Source organism: Pseudomonas sp. efr-133-TYG-23, from assembly GCF_030209215.1.
GTDB lineage: Bacteria > Pseudomonadota > Gammaproteobacteria > Pseudomonadales > Pseudomonadaceae > Aquipseudomonas > Aquipseudomonas rhodesiae.
Map to the genome: position 1 here is coordinate 68,519 of NZ_JARVSL010000020.1, position 21,639 is coordinate 90,157.

At 60.9% G+C, this 21,639-nt stretch carries 20 protein-coding genes; 8 read left to right on the forward strand and 12 right to left on the reverse strand.

Annotation, left to right across the window (positions count from 1 at the left end; translation table 11 throughout):
- The 6 genes from QRN41_RS13735 to gloB all read right to left on the reverse strand — a co-directional run bounded on the left by QRN41_RS13735 (window position 1) and on the right by gloB (window position 8,246).
- Window positions 1–1,020 (reverse strand): ABC transporter permease, encoded by a 1,020-nt coding sequence (locus QRN41_RS13735; RefSeq protein ID WP_012723835.1) that lies wholly within the window; start codon window positions 1,018–1,020, stop codon window positions 1–3.
- 1 nt (window position 1,021) lies between these two features.
- Entirely contained in the window at window positions 1,022–2,095 is a 1,074-nt protein-coding gene (locus QRN41_RS13740) for a microcin C ABC transporter permease YejB (protein ID WP_034097024.1), read from the reverse strand.
- Entirely contained in the window at window positions 2,096–3,931 is a 1,836-nt protein-coding gene (locus QRN41_RS13745) for an extracellular solute-binding protein (protein ID WP_034137902.1), read from the reverse strand.
- Window positions 3,928–5,757, reverse strand: a complete 1,830-nt coding sequence (locus QRN41_RS13750; protein WP_167417511.1) for an extracellular solute-binding protein — start codon at window positions 5,755–5,757, stop codon at window positions 3,928–3,930. The genes QRN41_RS13745 and QRN41_RS13750 overlap by 4 nt, the downstream gene beginning before the upstream one ends.
- 210 nt (window positions 5,758–5,967) lie before the next feature.
- Window positions 5,968–7,380, reverse strand: a complete 1,413-nt coding sequence (locus QRN41_RS13755; RefSeq protein ID WP_285421670.1) for a transglycosylase SLT domain-containing protein — start codon at window positions 7,378–7,380, stop codon at window positions 5,968–5,970.
- 98 nt (window positions 7,381–7,478) lie between these two features.
- Entirely contained in the window at window positions 7,479–8,246 is a 768-nt protein-coding gene (gloB, locus tag QRN41_RS13760) for a hydroxyacylglutathione hydrolase (RefSeq protein ID WP_167417513.1), read from the reverse strand.
- 65 nt (window positions 8,247–8,311) lie between these two features.
- Here gloB and QRN41_RS13765 point away from each other — a divergent pair, with 65 nt between their 5' ends.
- From QRN41_RS13765 to QRN41_RS13785, 5 genes are all read left to right on the forward strand, one after another.
- A complete protein-coding gene (locus QRN41_RS13765; protein WP_034137906.1) occupies window positions 8,312–9,070 on the forward strand; it encodes a methyltransferase domain-containing protein in 759 nt (252 codons plus the stop codon).
- 31 nt (window positions 9,071–9,101) lie between these two features.
- Window positions 9,102–9,554: a ribonuclease HI gene (gene rnhA / locus QRN41_RS13770; protein ID WP_034097030.1), complete on the forward strand. Its 453-nt coding sequence runs from the start codon at window positions 9,102–9,104 to the stop codon at window positions 9,552–9,554.
- A gap of 69 nt (window positions 9,555–9,623) precedes the next feature.
- A complete protein-coding gene (dnaQ, locus tag QRN41_RS13775) occupies window positions 9,624–10,364 on the forward strand; it encodes a DNA polymerase III subunit epsilon (RefSeq protein ID WP_167389906.1) in 741 nt (246 codons plus the stop codon).
- 111 nt (window positions 10,365–10,475) lie between these two features.
- Entirely contained in the window at window positions 10,476–12,731 is a 2,256-nt protein-coding gene (locus tag QRN41_RS13780) for an Orn/Lys/Arg family decarboxylase (RefSeq protein ID WP_285421671.1), read from the forward strand.
- An 8-nt stretch (window positions 12,732–12,739) separates the two neighbouring features.
- Window positions 12,740–13,321: a GNAT family N-acetyltransferase gene (locus QRN41_RS13785; protein WP_034097033.1), complete on the forward strand. Its 582-nt coding sequence runs from the start codon at window positions 12,740–12,742 to the stop codon at window positions 13,319–13,321.
- Here QRN41_RS13785 and QRN41_RS13790 read toward each other — a convergent pair whose 3' ends face one another.
- Complete coding sequence (locus QRN41_RS13790) at window positions 13,322–14,212, reverse strand: LysR substrate-binding domain-containing protein (RefSeq protein WP_047881914.1); 891 nt, start codon at window positions 14,210–14,212, stop codon at window positions 13,322–13,324. It lies immediately after the preceding gene.
- A gap of 180 nt (window positions 14,213–14,392) precedes the next feature.
- On the opposite strand from QRN41_RS13790, the gene QRN41_RS13795 reads away from it, so the two are divergent.
- Window positions 14,393–14,737: a hypothetical protein gene (locus QRN41_RS13795; RefSeq protein ID WP_167417514.1), complete on the forward strand. Its 345-nt coding sequence runs from the start codon at window positions 14,393–14,395 to the stop codon at window positions 14,735–14,737.
- A gap of 60 nt (window positions 14,738–14,797) precedes the next feature.
- On the opposite strand, the gene QRN41_RS13800 is transcribed toward QRN41_RS13795, so the two are convergent.
- Window positions 14,798–15,034 (reverse strand): hypothetical protein, encoded by a 237-nt coding sequence (locus QRN41_RS13800; RefSeq protein WP_016979714.1) that lies wholly within the window; start codon window positions 15,032–15,034, stop codon window positions 14,798–14,800.
- A 227-nt stretch (window positions 15,035–15,261) separates the two neighbouring features.
- Between QRN41_RS13800 and QRN41_RS13805 the strand changes: the two genes are divergently transcribed.
- Window positions 15,262–15,819 (forward strand): NADPH-dependent FMN reductase, encoded by a 558-nt coding sequence (locus QRN41_RS13805; RefSeq protein ID WP_236217561.1) that lies wholly within the window; start codon window positions 15,262–15,264, stop codon window positions 15,817–15,819.
- Between the two features lie 55 nt (window positions 15,820–15,874).
- Here QRN41_RS13805 and poxB read toward each other — a convergent pair whose 3' ends face one another.
- Together poxB and QRN41_RS13815 are read right to left on the reverse strand one after the other, a co-directional pair.
- Window positions 15,875–17,599, reverse strand: coding sequence for a ubiquinone-dependent pyruvate dehydrogenase (poxB, locus tag QRN41_RS13810; RefSeq protein ID WP_034113166.1), 1,725 nt, complete (start codon window positions 17,597–17,599; stop codon window positions 15,875–15,877).
- A 77-nt stretch (window positions 17,600–17,676) separates the two neighbouring features.
- Entirely contained in the window at window positions 17,677–18,909 is a 1,233-nt protein-coding gene (locus tag QRN41_RS13815; protein ID WP_285421672.1) for an NADH:flavin oxidoreductase/NADH oxidase family protein, read from the reverse strand.
- 71 nt (window positions 18,910–18,980) lie between these two features.
- Here QRN41_RS13815 and QRN41_RS13820 point away from each other — a divergent pair, with 71 nt between their 5' ends.
- A complete protein-coding gene (locus tag QRN41_RS13820) occupies window positions 18,981–19,385 on the forward strand; it encodes a MerR family transcriptional regulator (RefSeq protein WP_034097038.1) in 405 nt (134 codons plus the stop codon).
- A 40-nt stretch (window positions 19,386–19,425) separates the two neighbouring features.
- Here the strand turns inward: QRN41_RS13820 and QRN41_RS13825 are convergent, their stop codons facing one another.
- Window positions 19,426–19,920, reverse strand: coding sequence for a DUF934 domain-containing protein (locus QRN41_RS13825; RefSeq protein ID WP_034137912.1), 495 nt, complete (start codon window positions 19,918–19,920; stop codon window positions 19,426–19,428).
- Entirely contained in the window at window positions 19,904–21,562 is a 1,659-nt protein-coding gene (locus QRN41_RS13830) for a nitrite/sulfite reductase (protein WP_034137913.1), read from the reverse strand. Before QRN41_RS13830 ends, QRN41_RS13825 begins: the two co-directional genes overlap by 17 nt.
- Window positions 21,563–21,639: the final 77 nt, after the last annotated feature.

Genomic DNA, 21,639 nt, shown 5'->3' on the forward strand with positions numbered 1-21,639 from the left:
TCATTTCCTCGGGTCGAAGGCATCGCGAGCGGACTCGCCGATAAACACCAGCAAACTCAACATGATCGCCAGCACGGCAAAGGCACTCATGCCCAGCCACGGCGCTTGCAGGTTGGATTTGCCCTGGGCCACCAGTTCGCCCAGTGACGGCGAGCCGGCCGGCAGGCCAAAGCCGAGGAAGTCCAAGGCGGTGAGGGTGCCGATGGCGCCGGTGAGAATGAACGGCATAAAGGTCATGGTCGAAACCATGGCATTGGGCAGGATGTGGCGGAACATGATTGCGCCGTTCTGCATACCCAAGGCCCGCGCCGCACGCACGTATTCCAGGTTGCGGCCGCGCAGGAACTCGGCGCGCACCACATCCACCAGGCTCATCCACGAAAACAGCAGCATGATCCCCAGCAGCCACCAGAAGTTAGGCTGCACGAAACTGGCGAGAATGATCAGCAGGTACAGAACCGGCAACCCCGACCAGATCTCCAGAAAGCGTTGCCCGGCCAGATCGACCCAGCCGCCGTAGAAGCCCTGCAACGCGCCAGCGATCACGCCGATGATCGAACTGAGCACGGTCAGCGTCAGCGCGAACAGCACCGACACGCGAAAGCCGTAGATCACCCGCGCCAGCACATCGCGCCCCTGGTCGTCGGTGCCCAGCAGGTTGACGCTTGAGGGCGGTGCCGGCGCCGGCACCTTGAGGTCGTAGTTGATGCTCTGGTAGCTGAAAGGGATCGGCGCCCACAGCGTCCAGGCGTCCTTGGCCTTGAGCAGTTCCTGGATATACGGGCTCTTGTAGTTGGCCTCCAGCGGAAACTCGCCGCCGAAAGTGGTCTCCGGGTAGCGCTTGAGCGCGGGGAAATACCAGCCGCCGTCGTAGTGCACGGCCAAGGGCTTGTCGTTGGCGATCAGCTCGGCGCCCAGGCTGAGCACAAATAGAATCAAGAACAGCCACAGCGACCACCAGCCACGCTTGTTGGCCTTGAAGCGTTCGAACCGACGGCGATTGAGGGGGGACAGGTTCATCTCAATGCTCCCGGCTGGCAAAGTCGATACGCGGATCGACCAGGGTATAGGTGAGGTCGCCGATCAGCTTCACGATCAACCCCAGCAGGGTGAAGATAAACAGCGTGCCGAACACCACCGGATAATCGCGGTTGATGGCGGCTTCGAAGCTCATCAGGCCCAGGCCATCGAGGGAAAAAATCACTTCCACCAGCAACGAGCCGGTGAAGAAAATCCCGATAAACGCCGAGGGGAACCCAGCGATCACCAGCAGCATCGCGTTGCGGAATACGTGGCCGTAGAGCACGCGGTGATTGGTCAGCCCCTTGGCTTTGGCGGTGATCACGTACTGCTTGTTGATCTCGTCGAGGAAGCTGTTTTTGGTGAGCAGGGTCATGGTGGCGAAGTTGCCGATCACCAGCGCCGTGATCGGCAACGCCAGGTGCCAGAAATAATCGAGGATCTTGCCGCCCCAGCTCAGCTCGTCGAAGTTGTTGGACGTCAGCCCGCGCAACGGGAACCAGTCGAAGTAGCTGCCGCCGGCGAACACCACGATCAGCAGGATTGCAAACAGAAACGCCGGGATCGCGTAGCCGACGATGATCGCTGAGCTGGTCCACACATCGAAATGGCTGCCGTGCCGCGTGGCTTTGGCGATCCCCAGCGGGATCGACACCAGGTACATGATCAGCGTGCTCCATAAACCGAGGGAGATGGACACCGGCAGTTTTTCCTTGATCAGGTCGATGACCTTGGCGTCGCGGAAAAAGCTGTCGCCGAAATCCAGGCGCGCGTAGTTCTTGACCATGATCCACAAGCGTTCCGGCGCCGATTTGTCGAAGCCGTACATCTTCTCGATTTCCTTGACCAGCGCCGGGTCCAGGCCCTGGGCGCCGCGGTAGCTGGAGCCGGCCACGGAGACTTCGGCACCGCCGCCGGCAATCCGGCTGGTGGCGCCTTCGAAGCCTTCGAGCTTGGCGATCATCTGCTCCACCGGGCCACCGGGAGCCGCCTGGATGATGACGAAGTTGATCAGCAGAATTCCGAACAGCGTCGGGATAATCAGCAACAGGCGGCGAACAATATAGGCCAGCATTCAATCGCCTCCGCTTGCCGAGTCGGCGCTGGGGGTGGTGTCGTCGGGGGTTACCGGTTTGACCTCGGGTTTGGCCCACCAGGTGGCGGTGCCGACGTCGTAGCGCGGCGGTGTTTTTGGATGGCCGAGGTGGTCCCAGTACGCCACGCGGAAGGTTTTGATGTGCCAGTTGGGGATCACGTAATAACCGAACTGCAGCACCCGATCCAGCGCCTTGGCATGGGCCACCAGGCTTTTGCGCGAATCGGCGTCGATCAACGCTTCCACCAGTTGGTCGATGGCCGGGTCCTTGAGGCCCATGTAGTTACGGCTGCCAGGCTTGTCGGCACTGGAAGACTTCCAGTACTCGCGTTGTTCGTTACCCGGCGATGTCGATTGCGGGAAGCTGCCCACCAGCATGTCAAAGTCCCGCGAGCGCAGGCGGTTGATGTATTGCGACACATCGACGCGACGAATCACCAAGTCGATACCGAGGTCCGCCAGATTGCGCTTGAATGGCAACAGCACGCGCTCGAACTCGGTCTGGGCCAGCAGGAACTCAATGGTCACCGGTTTGCCTTGGGCGTCGACCATCTTGTCGTCGACGATGCGCCAACCGGCCTCTTGCAATAGCTGATAGGCCTCGCGTTGCTGTGCGCGGATCATGCCGCTGCCGTCGGTCTTGGCCGGTTCGAAGGCCTGGGTAAAGACTTCGGGAGGGATTTTGTCCCGCAACGGCTCAAGGATGGCCAGTTCATCCGGGCCCGGCAGGCCGGTGGCGGCCATTTCCGAGTTTTCAAAATAACTGCGGGTGCGGGTGTAGGCGCCGTTGAACAGCTGTTTGTTGCTCCATTCAAAATCCAGCAGCAGGCTGATGGCCTTGCGCACCCGCACATCTTGGAACATCGGTCTGCGGGTATTGAACACAAAGCCCTGCATGCCGGTGGGGTTGCCGTTGGGGATCTCTTCCTTGATCAGCCGGCCCTGGGTGACCGCCGGAATGTTGTAAGCGTTGGCCCAGTTCTTGGCGCTCATCTCTTGCCAATAATCGAACTGCCCGGCCTTCAGGGCTTCGAGTGCCACCGTGTTGTCGCGGTAATAGTCGGTGACGCGGTAATCGAAGTTGTAAAAGCCCTTGGCCACCGGCAGGTCCTTGGCCCAATAGTCCTTGACCCGCTCGTAGCGAATCATGCGTCCGGCCTTGACCTCGGCGACCTTGTACGGTCCGCTGCCCAGGGGTATCTCCAGGTTGCCCCGGGAAAAGTCGCGAGTGGCCCACCAGTGCTTGGGCAATACCGGCAGTTGGCCGAGGATCAGCGGTAGTTCGCGATTATTGGTCCGCTTGAACTTGAACAGCACCCGCAGCGGGTCTTCGGCCACCACGTCGTCGACATCGGCGTAGTAGGTGCGGAAGATCGGTGCGCCGTCTTTGATCAGGGTCTGGAAGGTGAACACCACGTCTTCGGCACGGATAGGGTGGCCATCATGGAAGCGCGCTTCGGGGCGCAGGTAGAAGCGTACCCAGCTGTTGTCCGGGGCTTTCTCGATCTTACCGGCCACCAGGCCGTACTCGGTGATCGGTTCGTCCAGGCTTTGCATGGCCAGGGTGTCGTAGATCAGGCTGATATTGTCGGCCGGCACGCCCTTGCTGATGTACGGGTTGAGGCTGTCGAAGCCGCCCATGCTCGATTCGCGGAAAGTGCCGCCCTTGGGCGCATCCGGGTTCACGTAATCGAAGTGTTTGAAATCGGCGGGGTATTTCGGCGGTTCGTTATACAGCGTCAACGCATGTTGTGGCGCGGCGTGGGCCGCGGTGCACAGCAACAGGCTGACGAGTGCAGTACGCAAATACATCATTGGGCTTTCTCCGAAGCTTTCAGCCACCACGCGCTCAGGCCCAGGCTATAGGGCGGCGTGGTGACAAAGGCGAACCGGTTGCGGTAGGCCAGGCGATGATAGTTGAGGTACCAGTTGGGAATGCTGTAGTGCTGCCACAGCAGCACCCGGTCAAGGGCGCGTCCCGCGGCCAGTTGTTCTTCGCGGGTCTGGGCCGCCAGCAGCTGTTCCAGCAGATGGTCGACCACCGGGTTGGCGATGCCCGCGTAGTTCTTGCTGCCTTTGATAGCGGCCTGGCTGGAGTGGAAGTACTGCCATTGCTCCAGGCCCGGGCTGAGGGTCTGGTTGAGGGTGATCAGGATCATGTCGAAGTCAAACTGATCCAGGCGTTGCTTGTATTGCGCACGGTCGACGGTACGCAGGCGCGCATCGACACCGATGCTGATCAGGTTCTCGACGTAGGGCTGCAGAATCCGCTCCAGGTTCGGGTTGACCAGCAGGATCTCGAAGCGCAGCGGCTGCCCGTCCTTGTTCAGCAGGCGCTGCCCCGACAATGTCCACCCAGCCTCACCGAGCAGGGCCAGGGCATGGCGCAAGGTCTCGCGCGGGATTCCGCGACCGTCGGTGTGGGGCAGGCTGAAGGCTTGGGTGAACAGGTTAGGCGGCAGTTGATCGCGATAGGGCGACAGCATCAGCCATTCATGCCCGACCGGCAGGCCGGTCGCGGCGAACTCGCTGTTAGGGTAGTAACTCAAGGTGCGTTTATAGGCGTTGCTGAACAGCGTGCGGTTGGTCCACTCGAAGTCGAACATCAGGCCCAAGGCCTCGCGAACCTTGATCTGGCTGAAGGTCGGGCGCCGCGTGTTCATGAACAGGCCTTGGCTCTGGGTCGGTATCTGGTGGGCAATCTGTGCCTTGATCACCTCGCCACGGTTGACCGCCGGGAAGTTGTAGCCATTGGCCCAGTTTTTGGCCTGGTGTTCGATATAAATGTCGAACTCGCCGGCCTTGAACGCTTCGAAGGCCACGTCGCTGTCGCGGTAGAACTCTACGTCGACCTTGTCGTAGTTGTAGAACCCCCGGTTGACCGGCAAATCCTTGCCCCAGTAGTCCTTGACCCGTTCGAACACCAGTTGCCGGCCCGGCGTGACCTTGCTGATACGGTACGGACCACTGCCCAGCGGCGGCTCGAAGGTGGTGGCCTTGAAATCGCGATTTTTCCAATAGTGCTGGGGCAGCACCGGTAACTCCCCCAGGCGCAGGATCAGCAGCGGGTTGCCGCTACGCTTGAACACAAAGCGGATTCGATGGGGGTTGAGCACATCCACCCGTGCCACTTCCTGCAGATTGGTGCGGTATTGCGGGTGGCCATCGGTCAGCAGGGTGCGATAGGAAAACGCCACATCGTCGGCGGTGATCGGCTTGCCGTCATGGAAGCGTGCTTGCGGGCGCAGATTGAACACCACCCAACTGCGGTCTTCGCTGTATTCCACCGACTGCGCAATCAGGCCGTAGCTGGAAGTGGGTTCATCGCCGGACGGCGCATATTCGCCGGTGCCGACCATCAACGGCTCGTTCAGCTCATTGATGCCGTATTGCGAGAAGTTGGGCGTGGAAACCGGGCTTGAGCCCTTGAAAGTATAGGGGTTGAGCGTATCGAAGGTGCCAAACCCCATCACCCGCAAAGTGCCGCCTTTAGGCGCCGCAGGGTTTACCCAGTCGAAGTGGGTGAATTTGGCCGGGTACTTGAGCGTGCCGAACTGCGCATAACCGTGGCTTTCGGTAATCGTCGCGTTCGCAGCGAAGCTCAAGGCCAGACTTATTAGTAGAAGGAGGGGACGCTTCAAGTCAGAGATCCGATCCAGGCGGCTTGGGCTTTATGGTCGGTACAGTAACAGCTTGTTCCGGTTGGAAAAAGACAGTCGCAAACACTGGAGAGCAATGTGGGAGGGGGCTTGCCCCCGATGACAGTGTGCCAGTCACCAGATTCACTGGCTGACACACCAATATCGGGGGCAAGCCCCCTCCCACATGGTTTCTGCGGCGTTCTTCAGGCGTTAGCGCGGCCCAGACACCACCAGCATTTGCCCTGGCTTCAGTGCCTGGCCGGTGCGCGGGTTCCAGCGCTTGAGATGCTGCATCTCGACGTTGAAGCGCTTGGCGACGATGTACAGCGAATCACCTTTCTTGACCTTGTACTGCACCGGTTTCTTGCTGTCGGCCCTGGCCACCACCTTGCGGTTGTCCTGCATCACGAGGGTCTGGCCGACCTTGAGGGCCTGGCCGTTGAGCTGGTTCCAGCGCTGCAGGTCGTGCACATCGACTTTATTGGCTTTGGCGATCAGCGTCAGGTTATCGCCACTGCGCACTTTGTAGGTGCGGGTGCGGCCGGCCACCCGCGCGGTCTCGACTTCGTCGAATACCTGTTTTTTCGGACGCATCGCCAGCAATTCTTCAGGCTTCATCGTCGACAGGGTGCTGGTGAGCAGTTGCGCCTTGGAACTGGGCACCAGCAAATGCTGCGGCCCATCCAGGGTGGTGCGTTGTTTCAAGGCCGGGTTGAGCTGGAACAGCTCGTCTTCGTCGATTTCAGCCAGCGCGGCGACCTGGGACAGGTCCATGCTTTGTTTGACTTCCACCACTTCGAAGTACGGTGTGTTGGCAATCGGGTTCAGGTTGACGCCGTAGGCTTCGGGCGCCAGCACCACTTGGGAAAGCGCCAGGAACTTGGGCACGTAGTCCTTGGTTTCCTGGGGCAGCGGCAGGTTCCAGTAATCGGTCGGCAGGCCGAGCTTTTCGTTGCGTTCGATGGCGCGGCTGACGGTGCCTTCGCCGGCGTTATACGCGGCCAGGGCCAGCAGCCAATCGCCGTTGAACATGTCGTGCAGACGGGTCAGGTAGTCCAAGGCGGCGGTGGTGGAGGCGGTGATGTCGCGACGGCCGTCGTAGGCACGGGTTTGGCGCAGGTTGAAGTAGCGCCCGGTGGAGGGGATGAACTGCCACAGGCCGACCGCGTCACTGCGTGAATAGGCCATTGGGTTGTAGGCGCTTTCGATCACTGGCAGCAGTGCCAGCTCCAGGGGCATGTTGCGTTCTTCAAGACGTTCGACAATGTAATGAATGTAGAGGCTACCGCGTTCGCCGGCGTTTTCGAGAAAGGACGGATTGCTGGCGAACCACAAGCGCTGTTGCTCGATGCGCGGGTTGACGCCTACACCCTCCTGCAATTGGAAGCCTCGGCGCATGCGTTCCCAGACATCCTGGGGCGCTTCGGGGCTGGGTTTCTCGGAGAGCCAGATAGGTTTCTGTTTGATTTTGGCGGCGAGATTGGGTTTGGGTTGCACGGTGGATTGTGCGGCGAAATTCGTCGATTGGCAGCCCGCCAGTGTGGCGGACACGGCCACCGCCACAGCTTGAGCCAGGCGGGTCAATGCGTCTGAATGGTTGGATTTACGAATAGATGACGACATTGGCTGGAAGTAAGTTCCGGGCAAAAATGTCGGGCGATTCTAGAAAGCACTTAGGTTCCGGTCAACCATTCAGAAATTGCGTATCAGATTGCATCGACTTAGAACTTATCTTTCCATGCCCTCAAGCTGGCAAACACCTCGGCCCCAGAGCGGTTGTCGCGTCCGCTCCGTTCGTCCGCTTTTTGTTTAACGGATGTTTCAGCGGTGCGCAAAAAGGGGTTGGTGCGCTTTTCCAGGGCCAGATTGGAAGGCAGCGTCATTTCATCGCGAGACCGTAGCTGGCGCACATGCTCCACGCGTTCGGCAATGTCGGTGTTATCCGGCTCCACCGCCGCGGCAAACTTGAGGTTGCTCTGGGTGTACTCATGAGTGCAATACACCTGCGTGTCGTCGGGCAAGGCGGCCAGGCGTTGCAGCGAGGCGTGCATCTGCTCGGGGGTGCCTTCGAACAGACGCCCGCAACCGGCGGCAAACAGGGTATCGCCACAGAACAGCACGCCCTCATGGTAGTAGGCGATATGGCCGAGGGTATGGCCGGGTACGGTATATACGTCGAAATCCCAGCCCAGCACGCTGACGCGGTCGTTGTCGCGCAGCGCGACGTCCCGTGCGGGGATATTCTCGTCGGCTGGGCCGTAAACGGTGGCATCGGTTGCACTCTTCAAACGCTCGACACCGCCGACATGGTCATGGTGATGGTGAGTGATGAGGATATCGGTGAGGGACCAGCCTGGATGCTGCTGCAACCAGTCCAGTACCGGCGCGGCATCGCCGGGGTCGACCACCGCGCAGCGCTGGGTGCCGGGGTCTTGTAACAACCAGATGTAGTTATCGGTGAAGGCGGGCAGGGCACTGATCTGTATCATTCTTCGATTCGCCAAGCTGAACACATTGGTGCATCTTAGAACGTCTAGGCAAGTTGGAGAATGCAATGACTGATAAAGCGTTCGCCCAGGCCGATCCTGAGTGGCTGGCTCTGATCAGCGCGGCCCGTGAATGGTTGTCCGGACCGGTCGGGCAATTTTTGCTGGATGAAGAACGGCGCATGCTCGAAGACGAGTTGGGCCGGTTTTTCGGTGGTTATCTGGTGCATTACGGCCCCTCGGCCCAAACACCGCCCGCCGCGCCGCAGGTGCAGCGCAATGTGCGTCTTGGCGCGCCATTGCCGGGCGTGGAAATTGTTTGCGAGGAACAAGCCTGGCCGTTGAGCGAGCACGCCGCCGATGTGGTGGTGTTGCAGCATGGCCTGGATTTCTGCCTGTCACCCCATGGCTTGCTGCGCGAAGCGGCGAGCAGCGTCCGCCCTGGCGGGCATCTGCTGATTGTCGGCATCAACCCCTGGAGCAGTTGGGGCCTGCGCCATGTGTTCGCTCACGATGCCCTGCGCCAGGCGCGCTGCATCTCACCCTCGCGGGTGGGGGACTGGCTCAACCTGCTGGGCTTCGCGCTGGAGAAACGCCGCTTCGGGTGCTATCGTCCGCCGCTTGCCTCGGCCAAGTGGCAGGCTCGCCTGGCGGGCTGGGAGCGCAGGGCGGGTGCCTGGCAGTTGTCGGGCGGCGGCTTCTATTTATTGGTGGCGCGCAAGATCGCGGTCGGGTTGCGACCGGTACGCCAGGCGCGACGCGAACCCCTAGGTAAGCTGGTGCCAATGCCGATGGCCAAGGTCAACCGCAAGCAAAGCCAACCGTAAATACTTCTTTTGATTTCAGACCGAGCAACCGATGACCGATAGCGTAGAACTCTTCACCGATGGCGCCTGCAAAGGCAATCCCGGCCCAGGCGGCTGGGGCGCCTTACTGGTTTGCAAGGGTGTCGAGAAGGAATTGTGGGGCGGCGAAGCCAACACCACCAACAACCGCATGGAACTGATGGGCGCCATTCGCGGCCTCGAAGAACTCAAGCGTCGCTGCAACGTGTTGCTGGTGACCGACTCGCAGTACGTGATGAAGGGCATCAACGAGTGGATGGTCAACTGGAAGAAGCGCGGTTGGAAAACCGCCGCCAAGGAACCAGTAAAAAATGCCGACTTGTGGCAATTGCTCGATGAGCAATGCAATCGCCATGACATCACCTGGAAATGGGTGCGCGGGCACATCGGCCATCCCGGTAACGAACGCGCCGACCAACTGGCCAACCGGGGGGTCGATGAAGTGCGTGGCTACAAGCAGGGCTGATGCCGGTCGACATGTTAATATCGCGCGCTTTGAACAACCCACACCGTTGAGAGCTGAACCCTGATGGCCATTCGATCTGTTGTACTCGATACCGAAACCACCGGCATGCCGGTGACCGACGGCCACCGGATCATTGAAATCGGCTGCGTCGAACTGATGGGGCGCCGCCTTACCGGTCGTCATTTTCACGTCTACCTGCAACCGGATCGCGACAGCGACGAAGGCGCGATTGCCGTTCACGGCATCACCGACGAATTCCTCAAAGGCAAACCGCGTTTTGCCGAGGTGGCCGATGAGTTCTTCGAATTCATCAACGGCGCCCAGTTGATCATCCATAACGCGGCGTTCGACGTAGGCTTCATCAATAACGAGTTCGCCCTGATGGGGCAGACCGACCGCGCTGACATTTCCCAGCACTGTTCGATCCTCGACACCCTGATGATGGCCCGTGAACGGCATCCGGGGCAGCGCAACAGCCTGGATGCCCTGTGCAAACGCTATGGCGTCGACAACTCCGGCCGTGAACTCCACGGCGCCTTGCTCGACTCGGAAATCCTCGCCGACGTTTACCTGACCATGACCGGCGGGCAGACTAGCCTGTCCCTGGCCGGTAACGCGTCCGATGGCGCCGGCTCGGCCGAAGGTTCAGGCAACCGCCCTTCGGAGATTCGCCGCCTGCCAGCCGACCGCAAGCCCACCACTATCATTCGCGCCAGCGAGCAGGACCTGGCAGAGCACGCGGCACGCCTGGAAGCCATTGCCAAGTCGGCCGGTGCGCCGGCGTTGTGGACCCAACTGACCCAACAGTAATGCGCAAGGGGGCCTCGCTCCCTTCCATCGCTGGCCGTCAAAATCTTCATTCGCCACATCCGCTCCCAGCTTCTACCCTTGAGTGCATAGCCCTCAGGACTACAAGCTCTCATGTACAAAGACCTGAAATTCCCCATCCTTATCGTGCACCGCGACATCAAGGCCGACACCGTTGCCGGTGATCGGGTCAGGGGGATTGCCCAGGAGTTGGAACAAGAGGGTTTCAGTATTTTCTCCGCCGTGGACTACGCCGAAGGTCGGTTGGTGGCGTCTACCCATCATGGCCTGGCGTGCATGCTGATCGCCGCCGAAGGTGCCGGTGAAAACACCCATCTGCTGCAAAACATGGTGGAACTGATCCGTCTGGCCAGGCTGCGTGCGCCGAACTTGCCAATCTTCGCCTTGGGTGAGCAGGTCACTCTGGAGAACGCTCCGGCCGATGCCATGAGCGAACTCAACCAATTGCGCGGCATTCTCTATCTGTTCGAAGACACCGTGCCGTTCCTGGCCCGGCAAGTGGCCCGTGCGGCGCGCACCTACCTGGATGGGTTGTTGCCGCCGTTCTTCAAGGCGCTGGTGCAGCACACCGCCGACTCCAATTATTCCTGGCACACCCCCGGCCATGGCGGCGGCGTGGCCTATCGCAAAAGCCCGGTGGGGCAGGCGTTCCATCAGTTTTTCGGGGAAAACACCCTGCGCTCGGACTTGTCGGTCTCGGTGCCCGAACTCGGGTCGTTACTGGACCACACCGGCCCTCTGGCCGAAGCCGAGGCCCGTGCCGCGCGCAATTTCGGCGCCGACCATACCTTTTTCGTGATCAACGGCACCTCCACCGCCAACAAGATCGTCTGGCATTCCATGGTCGGTCGCGATGATCTGGTGCTGGTGGATCGCAATTGCCATAAATCGGTACTGCATTCGATCATCATGACCGGCGCCATTCCCCTGTACCTGTGCCCAGAGCGCAATGAGCTGGGGATCATCGGCCCCATCCCGCTCAGCGAGTTCAGCCCCGAGTCGATCCGCGCCAAGATCGATGCCAGCCCGTTGACCCGAGGTCGGCCACCCAAGGTGAAGTTGGCGGTGGTGACCAATTCCACTTACGACGGCCTGTGTTACAACGCCGAACTGATCAAGCAGCAACTGGGCAGCAGCGTCGAGGTGCTGCATTTCGATGAAGCCTGGTACGCCTATGCGGCGTTTCACGAGTTCTTCGCCGGACGTTACGGCATGGGTACCTCGCGCACCGTAGACAGCCCGCTGGTGTTCACCACCCATTCCACCCACAAGTTGCTGGCGGCCTTCAGCCAGGCGTCGATGATCCATGTACAGGACGGCGGTGCGCGTCAGTTGGACCGCGATCGATTCAACGAAGCGTTCATGATGCATATCTCCACCTCGCCGCAATACAGCATCATCGCCTCGCTGGATGTCGCCTCGGCCATGATGGAAGGCCCGGCCGGCCGCTCGCTGTTGCAGGAAATGTTCGATGAGGCCCTGAGTTTCCGCCGGGCCCTGGCCAATCTGCGTCAGCATCTGCCGGCCGAGGATTGGTGGTTTTCCATCTGGCAACCGCCCTCGGTGGCCGGCATCGACCGTGTTGCCACGGCGGATTGGCTGTTGCATCCCGAAGATGACTGGCATGGCTTCGGCGACGTGGCCGAAGACTACGTATTGCTCGATCCGATCAAAGTCACCCTGGTTATGCCCGGTCTCACGGCCGGCGGTGCGTTGAGCGATTGCGGGATTCCCGCCGCAGTGGTCAGCAAGTTCCTCTGGGAGCGTGGGCTGGTAGTGGAAAAGACTGGGCTGTATTCCTTCCTCGTGCTGTTTTCCATGGGCATCACCAAAGGCAAATGGAGTACCTTGCTCACCGAGTTGCTGGAGTTCAAACGCAACTACGACGCCAATGTCAGCCTGGCCAGTTGCCTGCCTTCGGTATTTGCCCAGGGGCCGGTGCGTTATCAGGGGCTGGGGTTGCGCGACCTCTGCAACCAATTGCACAGTTGCTACCGCATCAACGCCACGGCCAAGCATCTCAAGCGCATGTACACGGTGTTGCCGGAGATCGCCATGAAACCAGCCGACGCCTACGACCAGTTGGTCCGGGGCGAAGTCGAGGCCGTTTCCATCGATGCCTTGCCAGGGCGCGTCGCAGCGGTGATGCTGGTGCCGTACCCGCCGGGCATCCCATTGATCATGCCGGGCGAACGCTTTACCGAGTCCACCCGGTCGATCATCGACTACCTGGCATTTGCCCGCACGTTCGATAGCAGTTTCCCTGGGTTTGTCGCGGATGTTCACGGGTTACAACACGAAGACGGCGGCAGTGGTCGTTGTTACACCGTCGATTGCATCAAAGGTTAAGGATGTCTATGCAAGCTGTAACGAACCCGAAGTATCCAGGGCTCAGTGTGCGGGTCGCCGATGCAGGCTTTGACGCTTATGTCTGGGGCAATGATTTCAGCTTCGAAGTCAGTGGCTATGGCGTGCCGCAGATGGGTAAGCGGGTCGATCAATGGCCGGTGGAGCGCATCCTGCCGTACCGCAAGTGCTATGGCATCGACCCGGAGGAGTTCGCCAGTTTCCGCGACGCCCCCGACAGCGCCATCTTTATGGCCTACCTGGATGACGAGCCGGTGGGGCACATCGTCGTCAGCACCAATTGGAACGGCTTTGCCCATGTCGACGAGCTGGCGGTGGCGCTGCAAGCACGCCGGCACGGGGTGGCCAAGGCGCTCCTGGATGTGGCGCAGTTCTGGAGCCGCAAGAAAAGCCTGCCGGGCATGGTGCTGGAAACCCAGAACAACAACCTCGGCGCGTGCCGCCTGTATGAGCGCTGCGGCTATGTGATGGGCGGGATCGACCACCTGCGCTATCGCGGCATCGACCCACAGACCCGCGAAGTGGCGATTTTCTGGTATCGGCTGTTCAAAAGCGAAGTCGACAAGGCTTAGTCAGCCCAGCAGGGCTTGCGCCTTGTGCGTGACGATCTCCAGCAACGCATTCAAGGCCGGGGAGGGCGTGGCGTCCTTGAGCGTCAACGCATACAGACTGACCATGATCGGCGGCGACACCGGGCAGGCATCCAGTCCGGCCTCCCGAGCGCCGTATGCGGTGAAGGGGTCGACGATCGCCAAGCCTTCACCCGCCTCTACCATGCTGCGCATCATCTGATAGGTCTGGACCCGCGTCTGCACCACCGGCAACGGGCGCAGGGCTTGCAGCTTGGCGTCCAGCAGCCGACTGAGCGGGTCTTGTCCTTCAAGGCCAATCATTGACTGGCCGGCCAGTTCCTGCAGTGCGATGTACTTCTGCTTGGGCTTGAGCCAGCCATGGGGCGCGAGCAGTTGCAGCTTGCCTTGGGCCAGCACACTGCATTGGATCTGCGGGTGCTCGGGGTCGTGCAGGCTCAGGCCGACTTCGGCCTCGCGCAGCAACAGGCTTTTGACGATCTCCCGCGTCGGCTGGCTGGACAGATTGCACGGCGTGTCCTGAAAGCGCCGGCGCAATGCGGCAATGCTTTGCGGCAGTAGTTGATTGGCCAGGGGCGGAGTGCACAGGGCGCGCAGGGTGGGTGCGTGATGGAGTTTGAGGCGGCTGGCCAGGCGTTGCACCGGCTCCAGGGCTTCGTAGAGCAAGGCGATGTCGGCTTGCAACTCCAGGGTTTCGCGGGTGGCCTGCAAGCGCCCGCGCACGCTGGCAAACAACATGAAGCCCAGTTGATGCTCGGCATCCTTGAGCGTTGCGTCCACATCGCCCACGGGGAGTTGCAACCACTCGGCGGCCGTGCCGAGGTGTCCGGTCTGCAAAATGGCCTGAATCACTTCGATATGACGTAAACGCATCGCCGGAGTCTATGTGCAGCGCCGTGGGGTTTCAATGGCGCGGGCCTCGATGCGCAAAAAAGACTGCGCGGGTCGCTCACACCTATGGCGTTCGGCCATGGCCCCACTAGAATGGCGCGTCCGAACATCGATGACCAAAGCCGCCAACGGCACTTACAACAAAAACAGGTCGGGTCTCACATGCCAATCCCCTCGCGCTTTTTCGGGGTAACGGCCAAGCAACTCCTGGTGCTTCTGACCGTGGGGTGCGCGGCTGCTTATCTCTTGAGTAATCACGACGAACCCTTGCCGGAGAGTCTGGCGCTGGAAACCTTTATCCGTTCCCAGGAGCAGGTGAGCGAGCAGGTGGGGGCGGTGCTGGGCATTGCCCTGGTGCGTCAGGTACAGGCATATCCGGCCTATGGCGCGCCGGGTTATACGCGTTCACTGTATGCGGTCGAAGGGGAGCGAGGGCAATTGATGGTCACGCTCAAACAGGTCGAGGGTGAAGCTGATGCCGAAGTGACGGAGATCCGCCGACCGTGATCGCCCAGCCCAGTCAATGCCATCATTGGCCAGGACTGAGCAGGCAGAAACGGCGAGATCTTATGAAGCGAGGGTGGTTTGCGATTCGCGGACCAGAATCGTCCCCGATTGAATCAGTTTGAATTCGTCGCCTTCCAGTTTTTCTACACGATCGCCAATGGCCAGCTTGTAGGTGGTGGTAGGCGCCGAGCCAGCCAGGTCGCCTTGGGCCGGGTTGGATTCCTGGAACTCATGCACCGAATACACGCGTCCTTCTGCGTCTCTGGCATGGAACTGTCCGACAAGTACTGCTGCCATCTGTTTAGAACCTCTGGAGATAAACACTCGATTTACGGTTGTGTAGACCGTCAGGGAGCGGGGTAGTTTACCTATAAGAAAAAAATACTATTCGTAGGCTTTCTCAGAAGCTTCCTACGCTGTGTGGCGTCATACAAACCTATAAAAACACTGCAAAACCTGCTGGTGAACGCGCGGCGAAGACTCTATAACTACAAGCTCCTTTAGTCAGACGTCGGGAAATCTCAATGAGCAAGGTCTACACGATTGCCGTCCTGGTTGGCAGCTTGAGAAAAGACTCCATCAACCGCAAAGTCGCGTTGGCGTTGGCCGAACTGGCTCCTGCCAATCTGAAGTTGAACATCGTGGAAATCGGCGATCTGCCGCTCTACAACGAGGACATCGATGGTGCTTCACCGCCGGCAGCCTACAGCACTTTCCGCCAGCAGGTGAGTTCATCCGACGCGGTGCTGTTCGTGACCCCCGAATACAACCGCTCGGTGCCGGCACCGTTGAAGAACGCGATTGACGTGGGTTCGCGCCCTTACGGTAAAAGCGCCTGGAGCGGCAAGCCAGGGGCGATTATCAGTGTGTCGCCAGGGGCGATTGGCGGGTTTGGCGCCAACCACCATTTGCGCCAGTCGTTGGTGTTCCTGGATGTGTGGTGCATGCAGCAGCCGGAAGCCTACCTGGGCGGCGCGGGCAGCGTGTTTGACGAGAGCGGCAAGGTGTCGGAAAAGACCAAGCCATTCTTGCAGGCGTTTATCGATGCCTACGGGCAGTGGGTAGAAAAACAGCGGGGCTGAATTACGCGCCTGAGGGGTGTGCGGGATTGCTCCCACACGCCCCTACAGATACGGTTTATCGCAGCCAGTTGGTGCGCGCCAACTCGATCACCTCATCGCCACGCCCGCTCATCACCGCCTTGAGCATGTACAGGCTGAACCCTTTGGCCTGTTCCAGCTTGATGCTGGGCGGCATCACCAGTTCCTGGGTCGCTGTGACCACATCCACCAGCACCGGGCCATCATGGGCCAGGGCACGGCGCAACGCCGGCTCCAGGTCTTCGGATTGCTCCACGCGAATACCGAGAATGCCCATGGCGTTGGACATGGCGGCAAAGTCCGGGTTTTTGAGATCGGTGCCGGCCTCCAGGTAACCGGCGGCTTTCATCTCCATGGCGACAAACCCCAGCGACGCGTTATCGAACACGATGACTTTGACCGGCAGCTTCAATTGCGCCAGTGAAATGAAATCCCCCATCAACATGGCAAAGCCACCGTCGCCGGACATCGAGATCACTTGGCGTCCAGGGAACGCCGCCTGTGCGCCGATGGCCTGGGGCATGGCATTGGCCATTGAGCCGTGGTTGAACGAGCCGATCAGGCGGCGCTTGCCGTTCATCTTCAGGTAACGCGCGGCCCACACGGTGGGCGAGCCGACGTCAGCGGTGAAGATGGCATCGTCGTCCGCCAGTTCGCTGAGCAGGCGTGCGACGTATTGCGGGTGAATCGGCCGATTGGCTTTGGACGGCTGCGCCAGATCGTCCAGACCCTGGCGGGCTTTTGCATAGTGCTTCAACGACGTGTCGAGAAAGCTGCGGTCGGTTTTGCGGGTCAGGTGCGGCAGCAGGGCGTCCAGGGTCTCGCTGACGTCGGCGGCGATGCCCAAGTCCAGGGTGGCGCGTCGGCCGAGGGCCTGGGGGTCGCGGTCGATCTGGATGATCGTAGCGTCAGTGGGGTAGAACTGGCGATAGGGGAAGTCGGTGCCGAGCATGATCAGCGTGTCGCAGTCGAGCATGGCGTGGTAGCCGGAGCTGAAGCCGATCAGGCCGGTCATGCCCACGTCGAACGGGTTGTCCCACTCCACATGCTCCTTGCCGCGCAACGCATGCACCACCGGCGCACCGAGGGTGTCGGCCAGGGCGACGACTTGGTCGTGGGCGCCGGCGCAGCCGCTGCCGCACAGCAGGGTGACTTTCTGGCTGCTTTGCAGGATCTCGACCAGACGTTGCAGGTCCTGCTCCGCCGGTAAGGTGCGCGGCGCGTGCAGGGCCGGCCAGGGTTTGAGCTTGTCCTCGACTTCCAGCAGCGACACATCCCCCGGAATCACCACCACCGCCACGCCGCGATTGAGAATCGCAGAACGCATGGCGCGGTGCAGCACCTGGGGCATCTGCTCAGGGTTGCTGACCAGCTCGATAAAGTGGCTGCATTCCTTGAACAGCTCTTGGGGATGGGTTTCCTGGAAGTAATTCAGGCCGATCTCGGACGATGGGATCTGCGCGGCAATCGCCAGCACCGGTACGTGGTTGCGATGGCAGTCGAACAGACCGTTGATCAAATGCAGGTTGCCCGGCCCGCAACTGCCGGCGCATACGGTCAGCTCCCCGGTGGCGGCCGCTTCGGCGCCCGCAGCGAACGCGGCCACTTCTTCGTGACGCACGTGCATCCACTCAATGCTGTCCATGCTACGCAAGGCGTCGGTCAGCCCATTGAGGCTGTCACCGGTCAAACCCCAGATGCGCTTGATGCCCGCCTGTTCCAGGGTGGTCGCCAATTGCTGGGCCAGGTTGATTTTCGCCATGAAGAACTCCAATCGTCAGTGAGGTTAAAAGCTGCTGATCAATAGGGGACAGTTCGATCACGGCGAATGCTCCGCCTTTAATGTGAAGATTGCGTCATGCTTGCGCGGTACTGCCGAGTACGCCGAGCGATAAACCACTGATCACGCACCAGCGCCAGGCACGGTGCAACCTTGGGCTTGGGCTGGTGGCCGCGGCTGAGGCGGCGCATCTGGTCGCGTACCACGGCCAGGGTGGCGAGGGCGGCAAGCGGCTTGCGCTGCCACTGGATCGGTTTGAGTTGCGGGTTGGGGTCGCGGCCCTCGCGCCAGTGCTTGAGCAACTGCGGCTCCAGGGTCAGCGCGGTGGCGATGCCCGCCATGGCGATGCCGCTGTCGAGCACTTGCCGCACGATGGGCAGGCGACGAATGCCGCCGGTCACCATCAACGGCATGGTGGCGATGCTGTCCAGTTCCTTGGCAAATTCCAGGAAGTACGCTTCGCGCGCCAGGGTACGCCCATCCCGCGCTTCGCCCTGCATGGCCGGCGCTTCATAGCTGCCGCCGGACAATTCGAGCAAGTCGATGGGCAAGGGGTTGAGCATCTCCACCACGCCCCGCGCATCCGCCGCATCGAAGCCGCCGCGCTGGAAGTCCGCCGAGTTGAGCTTGACTGCCACGCAGAACGACGGGCTGACACTGGCGCGCACGGCGTGGATCACTTCCAGCAGCAGGCGTGCGCGGTTTTCCAGGGAGCCACCCCAGCGGTCGGTGCGGTGGTTGCTCAGTGGCGAGAGAAATTGGCTGATCAGGTAACCGTGTGCGCCGTGGATCTGCACGCCGCTGAACCCGGCTTTCTCAGCCAGGCGCGCGCTGGTGGCGAAGCGCTGGATCACGTCCTGGATATCCTCCTCGGTCATGGCCCGAGGGGTGGCGAACATCTTCGAGAAACTGCCCAAGTCCATCGCGATGGCCGACGGCGCCAGGGCTTGCTGGCCGAGGTTGGCCATGGTCTGGCGCCCCGGGTGGCTGAGTTGAACCCAGAAATGCACGCCCTTGGCCCGTGCCACATCGGCCCACTCGCGGAAGCTGTCCAGGTGTTCTTCGTTTTCCAGCGCGACGCCGCCAGGGCCGGTCATGGCGCGGCGATCAATCATCACGTTGCCGGTCAGCAACAGGCCCGGCTCGCCGTCCGCCCAGGCTTTGTACAGTTGCTTGAGTGCACGGGAGGGTGCTTGGTTGAGATCGGCCATGTTTTCTTCCATCGCGGCTTTGGCGATGCGGTTGGCGATGATTTGGCCGTTGGGCAGGTGCAAGGGTTCAAACGGTGACATGGGTTGACTCCTGAGCGGGGGAGGCCTCAGGCTAAGCTTAAAGTTAACTTTAATGTCAAGCAGGCATCGCAATGAATATCGGAGAACTGGCAAAACAGAGTGGATTAGCCGCGTCGCGCATTCGTTTTTACGAAGCCGAAGGGCTGATCAGCCAGGTCGGGCGTCAGGCCAACGGCTATCGGCGCTATGCACCGGAAGCCTTACAGACCTTGCAGTTGATTCAGAGCGCGCAACAGGCCGGGTTTACCTTGCAGGAGCTCAAGGCACTGATGCCGGCGCCGGGGGAACACAAGCGCGAAGAGTTGATCGAGGCGCTGGAACGCAAGGTGCAACAGATCGAAGAGATGCAGGCCCATTTGGCCCACAGCAAGACGCAGTTGTTGGGGGTGATCGAAGCGGTACGGGCGCAGCCGGAAGGCGTGCCGTGTTCGATGGGGCAGAAGCAGGTGCTGGCGTCGATCAACCTCAACCGATAAAAAAGCCCTGGCATGCCAGGGCTTTTTCATGTGCGCCAACTCAGCGCCGACGGAACAGCGGCAGCGGCTCGTCAGTGGCGGCCTGGTAGGTCACCGAGAAGTCCTTGAGGCTTTCCAGCGCTTCGTACGGGTCTTTGTCGGCGCGCAAGGCGAAGGCATCGAAGCCGCAACGGTGCAGGTAGAACAGCTGATCGCGCAGTACATCGCCAATCGCTCGCAGTTCGCCCTTGTAACCGTAGCGGTCACGCAGCAGGCGGGCGTTGGAGTAGTTGCGGCCATCGGTGAAGGCCGGGAAATTCAGGGCGATGACCTGGAAGTGTTGCACGTCCGCGCCGATCTCTTCGGCTTCTTCATCGGCGTCCAGCCATACGCCCAGGCCGCCGTCGCGAGCCTTGAGTGCGTGGCCGTGTTCGCGCCACAGCGCCAACGGCACGATCAGGTCGTCGCAGTTGGGAATGCCGTCGAAGCTCGCGTCCTTGGGCAGCAGGTGCCAGGTTTCGTCGACGACTTCGTTGTTCTTAATGATTCGCTGCATAGACGCGCTCCTTGAACAGGTCGATGCCGATGCGCTGATAGGTGTCGATGAAACGCTCATCTTCGGTGCGCTGTTCGATGTATACGTCGATCAGTTTGCCGATCACCTCAGGCATGGCTTCCTGGGCGAAGGACGGGCCAAGGATCTTGCCCAGGCTCGCATCGCGGCTGGCGCTGCCACCCAGGGACACTTGGTAGAATTCTTCGCCTTTCTTGTCCACGCCCAGGATGCCGATATGGCCGACATGGTGGTGACCACAGGCGTTCATGCACCCGGAGATGTTCAGGTCCAGCTCACCGATGTCGAACAGGTAGTCCAGGTCATCGAAACGGCGCTGGATTGATTCGGCGATTGGGATCGACTTGGCGTTGGCCAGGGAGCAGAAATCCCCGCCCGGGCAGCAGATGATGTCAGTCAGCAGGCCGATGTTCGGCGTGGCGAAACCGCTCTCGCGCAGCTCGCCCCACAGGGTGAACAATTGGCTCTGCTCAACGTCCGCCAGGATGATGTTCTGCTCGTGGGAGGTGCGCAGCTGGCCGAAGCTGTAGCGCTCGGCCAGGTCGGCAACGGCGTCCAGCTGTTTGTCGGTGATGTCGCCTGGGGCCACGCCGGTCGGCTTGAGCGACAGGGTCACCGCCACATAGCCTGGCTTCTTGTGCGCCAGGGTGTTGCGGGTACGCCAGCGGGCGAAGCCAGGATGCTGCTGGTCGAGGGCGGCGAGTTCGGCGTCCTGATTGCTCAGGGCCTTGTACTCGGGGTCGACGAAATGTTTGGCGACGCGGTGCACTTCGGCGTCGGTCAGGGTGGTCTGGCCGCCGCGCAAGTGTTCCATCTCGGCGTCGACCTTCTGGGCGAACACCTCAGGGGTCAGCGCCTTGACCAGGATCTTGATCCGGGCCTTGTACTTGTTGTCGCGACGGCCGTAGCGGTTGTAGACGCGCAGGATGGCGTCGAGGTAGCTCAACAGGTCCCGCCACGGCAGGAACTCGTTGATAAACGCGCCGACGACCGGGGTACGGCCCAGGCCGCCACCCACCAGAACGCGGAAACCCAGTTCGCCAGCGGCGTTGTACACCGGCTCCAGGCCGATATCGTGAACTTCGATGGCGGCACGGTCCGAGGTCGAGCCATTGACGGCGATCTTGAACTTGCGCGGCAGGTAGGCGAATTCGGGGTGGAAGGTGGTCCACTGGCGAATGATTTCACACCAGGGGCGCGGGTCGATCAGCTCATCGGCGGCTACCCCGGCGAACTGGTCAGTGGTGACGTTGCGCAGGCAGTTACCGCTGGTCTGAATCGCGTGCATCTGCACGGTGGCCAGTTCCGCCAGGATGTCCGGCACATCTTCCAGGGCCGGCCAGTTGAACTGAACGTTCTGGCGGGTACTGATGTGGGCATAGCCTTTGTCGTAGTCGCGGGCAATCTTGGCCATCATGCGGGTCTGGCGCGAGGTCAGTTGGCCGTAAGGCACGGCCACGCGGAGCATCGGCGCAAAGCGCTGAACATAAAGGCCATTTTGCAGGCGCAGAGGGCGGAACTCTTCTTCGCTCAGTTCACCTGCCAGATAGCGTCGGGTCTGATCACGGAACTGCTTGACGCGGTCCTCGATGATGCGCTGATCGTATTCGTCGTATACGTACATATAGGTCCTGTTCTCGGCAAATCTGCGCGCACGGCCGCGCACTCCCAACGGAGCCGGCGCACGATACCAGTTTGCGT